Annotated in this window: 3 protein-coding genes; 2 read left to right on the top strand and 1 reads right to left on the bottom strand. The window is 69.5% G+C overall.

Annotated elements, in window-relative coordinates; translation table 11 throughout:
* Positions 1 to 698, top strand: a 698-nt coding sequence (locus tag VGB60_RS06150) for a PstS family phosphate ABC transporter substrate-binding protein (protein ID WP_331037384.1), incomplete at its 5' end; no start/stop codon positions are given.
* A 116-nt stretch (positions 699 to 814) separates the two neighbouring features.
* Here VGB60_RS06150 and VGB60_RS06145 read toward each other — a convergent pair.
* Positions 815 to 1,900 (bottom strand): glycosyltransferase family 1 protein, encoded by a 1,086-nt coding sequence (locus tag VGB60_RS06145; protein WP_331037383.1) that lies wholly within the window; start codon positions 1,898 to 1,900, stop codon positions 815 to 817.
* A gap of 200 nt (positions 1,901 to 2,100) precedes the next feature.
* Here VGB60_RS06145 and putA point away from each other — a divergent pair, with 200 nt between their 5' ends.
* Positions 2,101 to 5,229 carry a bifunctional proline dehydrogenase/L-glutamate gamma-semialdehyde dehydrogenase PutA gene (gene putA, locus VGB60_RS06140; RefSeq protein ID WP_331037382.1) on the top strand — a complete coding sequence of 1,043 codons (3,129 nt, stop codon included), beginning with the start codon at positions 2,101 to 2,103 and terminating at the stop codon, positions 5,227 to 5,229.
* Positions 5,230 to 5,241: the final 12 nt, after the last annotated feature.

Genomic DNA, 5,241 nt, shown 5'->3' with positions numbered 1-5,241 from the left:
CCACGGCGCGCACTGCGCCTGACTACGGCTTCGAGGGCGACGACCTCTATCTGGCGCTCGCCAAACAGGTTCCAGGACCGAACGCGACCTTCGTCGCCAACCCGCACACGAGCTGGAGCCAGGTGAACCCGGGGCTGCCGGCGACCCGCATCCAGGTCTACGGTCCGCCGCCGACCTCGGGCACGCGCGACTCCTGGCTCGAGCTGGCCATGGCCCCGTCTGCCAAAACCATTCCTGCGCTGGCGGCCTTGGCCGAGAGCGACGAGGACCGGTTCGAAACCCTCGCCCACACCCTGCGCGAGGACGGCGTCTGGGTCGATTCCGGCGAGAACGATAACGCCATCGTCCAGACCCTGACCCGCACCCCCGGCTCAACCGGGGTGTTCGGCTATTCCTTCCTCGAGCAGAACAATGACACGGTGAAGGCCCACAGCGTCAACGGCGTCATGCCGACGCTGGAGACCATCGCCTCGGGCGCCTATCCGATCTCCCGCTCCATGTTCATCTACGTCAAGAAGCAGCACGTCGGCGTGACGCCGGGGCTGGAACAGTTCGTGATGGAGTTCATGTCCGAGGCCGCCGCCGGTCGCGGCGGCTACCTGCAGGACCGAGGCCTGGTGCCGCTGCCGGCGGATCAACTGGCGGCGCAGCGGGCCATCGCCCAAGCGCTGACGGTGATGCAGGCGCCGACGGAGTAGGAAGGCGGGGATGAGGGATGAGGGATGAGGGAGTAGGCAGGGAGTAGGGAAGTAGAAGGGGGCACGGAGAAGCGATGCATCTTCTCATCCCTCATCCCTAGTCCCGCATCCCTCCCTCAGGCCGCCGCCCTCCGCCTCAACCGCGCCACTCGCCGCAACCGCCGCCAAAACCGGCCGCGCTCGGGCTCCGGATACGGCTGCAGGTTCTCGACGAACTCCTCCGCCGAGGCGCGCCAGCTGAACTTCTCGGCGTAGGCGCGCACCGCCGCTCGATCGCACTCCAGCGCCTTCAGGCAGGCGGTCTTCAGGTCGGCGTCGATGGCCCCGGCGTTGGAGCCCGGGATGATGTCGATTGGCCCGTGCGCCGGGAAGGCGGCCACCGGGGTGCCCGCGGCCATGGCCTCGAGGATCACCAGGCCGAAGGTGTCGGTCCAGCTGGGGAACACGAACACGTCGGCGTCGCGGAAGCAGCGCGCCAGCTCTTCCCCGAACTTCGCCCCGAGGAATTTGGCCTCTGGATATTTCTCTTCCAGCTCGGCCCGCGCCGGCCCGTCGCCGACCACGATTTTTGTGCCCGGCAGGTCGGTCTCGAGGAAGGTCTCGATGTTCTTCTCGACCGCCACGCGTCCGACGTTCAGCCAGAACGGGCGGGGCCAGTCCTTGCCGCCCAACTCGTCGTAGATGCGGGGCAGGTCGGGATTGAACTGTTCGGTGTCGACGCCCCGCGTCCAGGGCGAGACGTTCTTGAACCCGTGCGCCATCAGCTCATCGCGCAGCGTCGGCGTCGCCACCATCAGGCGGCCGGACGGCTTGTGGAACCACTTCATATAGGCGTAGCCGACCTGCACCGGGATCGGGAACCGGGCCGAGACGTACTCGGGGAATTTGGTGTGATAGCTGGTCGTGAACGGCAGCTTCCACTCCACGCAGATCCGCCGCGTGGCGATGCCGATCGGCCCCTCGGTGGCGATGTGGACCGCCTCGGGCTCGAAGGCGCGCAGCCGCTCGCGGATTTCTTCCTCGGCCCCCAGCGCCAGCCGGATTTCCGGATAGGTGGGGCAGGGGATGGTCTTGAACTGGCTGGGCTCGATGACGTCGACCTCGTGCCCCATGCCCCGGCATTCCGCCACGGTGCGGGTCAGAGTACGGACGACGCCGTTGACCTGGGGCTCCCAGGCGTCGGTGGCCAGAACGATGCGCATATGGGCCGGATGGCTCCGTTTCGAAGTCCGCCTGCATAGCCCTTCCCCCTCCACGGGGGAAGGTGGGCCGCGGAGCGGCTCGGGATGGGGGTTCGGGTCCGCCCAGGGAGGCCGGCCGTCGAGCGCTCCTCGCGGCCCCCCATCCATCTCGCTCCGCGAGCCACCTTCCCCCGCAAGGGGGGAAGGGATATGTGGCGCGGATGACCGCACACGTTTCTCCGCCTCTGTCTCTGTCGCAGGATTGGGATGCGCTGGATCAGGGCAAGTTCGCGGATGAAACGGCCACGGTGCGGGGTTTGCTCGCCGACGGGCTTATGGACGCGGACGCCCGGGCCGCCGTCCTGAACAGCGCGATCGGCCTGGTCGAACGCGCCCGGGCCAGCGTCAAGAAGCAGGGCGTTGTCGAGAGCTTCCTGCAGGAGTTTTCCCTCGGCACCCGCGAGGGGCTGGCCCTCATGTGTCTGGCCGAGGCCCTGCTGCGCACGCCGGACGAGGATACCCGCGACCGGCTGATCGCCGAGAAGATCGGCTCGGCCGACTGGGCCTCCCACCTCGGTCAGTCCGACAGCCTGTTCGTAAACGCCTCCACCTGGGGGCTGATGCTGACGGGCAAGCTGGTTGACGTCGACGAGGAGGCCAAGACGGACCTGCCGGGCTTCCTGAAGCGCATCGTCGGGCGGCTGGGCGAGCCTGTCATCCGCGAGGCCGTGGCCGCCGCCGTCCGCATCATGGGCGAGCAGTTCGTGGTCGGCCGCACCATCGAGGCGGCGCTGAAGCGAGCCAACCGCGAGGGCTGGCTGTGCAGTTTCGACATGCTGGGCGAGGGCGCGCGCACCAACGCCGACGCGGAGCGCTACGAGAAGATCTACGCCGGCGCCATCGAGGCGGTGGGCCGCACGGCCAAGGGGCAGGGACCCGAGAGCGGCCATGGAGTGTCGGTCAAGCTGTCGGCCCTGTCGCCCCGCTATGAGGCGACGCACGAGGCGACGGTCTGGGCCGAGCTCTATCCCCGCATCAAGCGGCTGGCCCTGATCGCCGCCCGCCACGACATCAACTTCACCATGGACGCCGAAGAGGCGGACCGGCTGGCCCTGTCGCTGAAGCTGCTCGACCGGCTGGCGCATGAGCCCGAGTTGGGCGGCTGGACCGGGCTCGGCCTCGCCGTGCAGGCCTACCAGAAGCGCGGCCCCGAGGTCATCCGACGGGTAGCGGAACTGGCGCGGACCTCCGGTCGCCGTCTGATGGTGCGGCTGGTCAAGGGCGCCTATTGGGACACCGAGATCAAGCGCGCGCAGCAGTTCGGCCGCACCGACTATCCCGTCTTCACCACCAAGGCCGCGACGGACCTGAACTATCTCGTTTGCGCGAAGGCGATGATCGAGGCGGCGCCGCACCTCTACAGCCAGTTCGCGACCCACAACGCCCACTCGCTCGCCGCCGTGCACAGCATGGCCTCGGCGCGCGGCGTAAAGATCGAGTTCCAGCGCCTGCACGGCATGGGCGAGGCGCTGTACGACGCCGCCCGCGACGCCTTTGGCCCTGTCACGGTGCGCGCCTACGCCCCCGTCGGCGGCCACGAGGACCTGCTGCCCTATCTGGTGCGCCGCCTGCTGGAGAACGGGGCCAACTCGTCCTTCGTCCACGCCCTGCTGGACGAGCGGGTGCCCGCCGCCGCCGTCGCCGCCGACCCAATCTCCGCCGTCGAGGCCCAGCCTGACCGCCACGCGAAAATTCCGACTCCCAAGGACATGTACATGGACCGCCAGAACTCGCTGGGCCGCGACTATTCCCAGGCCGCCGATCGAGAGCGGCACGCCCTCGCCCTGCGCAAGGTCGACAGCGAGAAGCTGACCTCGGGCCCCATCATCGGCGGCAAGCTGAAGGCGGGGACGAATCCGCAGGACGTGACCAACCCCTTCGACACGACCCAGCTGCTGGGCCACGTCTCGGAGGCGAGCACGGCCGATGTCGACGCCGCCGTCGACGCCGCCGTCCGCGCCCAGCCGGCCTGGGACCGCAAGGGCGGCCACGGTCGCGCCCCGATCCTCCGCGCCATGGGCGATGCGCTCGAGGCCGACATGGACCGACTGGTCGCCCTGCTGTCGCGCGAGGCCGGCAAGACCCTGAACGACGGCGTCGCCGAGGTGCGCGAGGCCGCCGACTTCTGCCGCTACTACGCCATGCTGGCCGAGCGCGACTTCGGCGGTCCGCAGGAGCTCAAGGGCCCGGTCGGCGAGATCAACCAGCTGGTCCTGCACGGGCGCGGCGTGTTCGCCTGCATCAGCCCGTGGAACTTCCCCTTGGCCATCTTCACCGGCCAGATCGCCGCCGCCTTGGCCGCCGGCAACGCCGTACTGGCCAAGCCGGCCGAACAGACCCCCCTCGTCGCCGCCGAGGCCGTGCGCCTCTACCACAAGGCCGGGCTGGACCCGAACCTGCTGGCGCTGGTCCCGGGACGCGGCGAGACGGTCGGCGCGGCGCTGGTCAGCCATCCGGGCGTCGACGGCGTCGCCTTCACCGGCGGCACCGACACCGCCACCCTGATCAACCGCTCGCTGGCGAACCGCCCCGGTCCGATCGTGCCCTTCATCGCCGAGACCGGCGGGCTGAACGGCATGTTCGTCGACACCACGGCGCTGAAGGAACAGGTCATCGACGACGTCATCCTCTCGGCCTTCGGCTCGTCGGGCCAGCGCTGCTCGGCGCTGCGCCTGCTCTATGTGCCGCACGACGCCGCCGACGCCCTGATCGAGGGACTGAAGGGCGCGCTGGCGGTGCAGGTTGTCGGCGACCCCTCCGACCCCGCCACCGACATCGGCCCGGTCATCGACGCCGAGGCGAAGGCCGCGCTCGAAGCCCACCTCGAACGCCTTGGCGGTGACGCGAAGATCGTCGCCCGCGCCGAGTTGCCGCCCGGCGCCGACAAGGGTTGGCTGTTCGCCCCGACCATCGCCGAGGTGCCGACGCCGGATTATCTGGAGCGCGAGGTGTTCGGCCCCATCCTGCACGTCTGCCGCTACCACCCGTCGGAGCTGAAGCAGACGGCGGCGAAACTGGCCGAGCGCGGCTACGGCCTGACGCTGGGCGTGCACAGCCGGATCGAGGCGTTCGCCGACGAAGTCGCGCGTCTGGTCCCGGCCGGCAACGTCTACATCAACCGCTCGATCATCGGGGCGGTGGTCGGCGTCCAGCCCTTCGGCGGCGAGGGCTTGTCCGGCACCGGCCCCAAGGCCGGCGGCCCGTACAGCCTGATCCGCTACGCCGCCGAAAAAGCCATCAGCAACAACATCTCCGCCCAGGGCGGCGACCCGGCGCTGCTGAACCTGTAGGTTCGCGGTCTC

This window comes from Brevundimonas sp. (assembly GCF_036399195.1).
Lineage (GTDB): Bacteria > Pseudomonadota > Alphaproteobacteria > Caulobacterales > Caulobacteraceae > Brevundimonas.
This window is presented reverse-complemented; position numbering and strand designations above follow the sequence as displayed.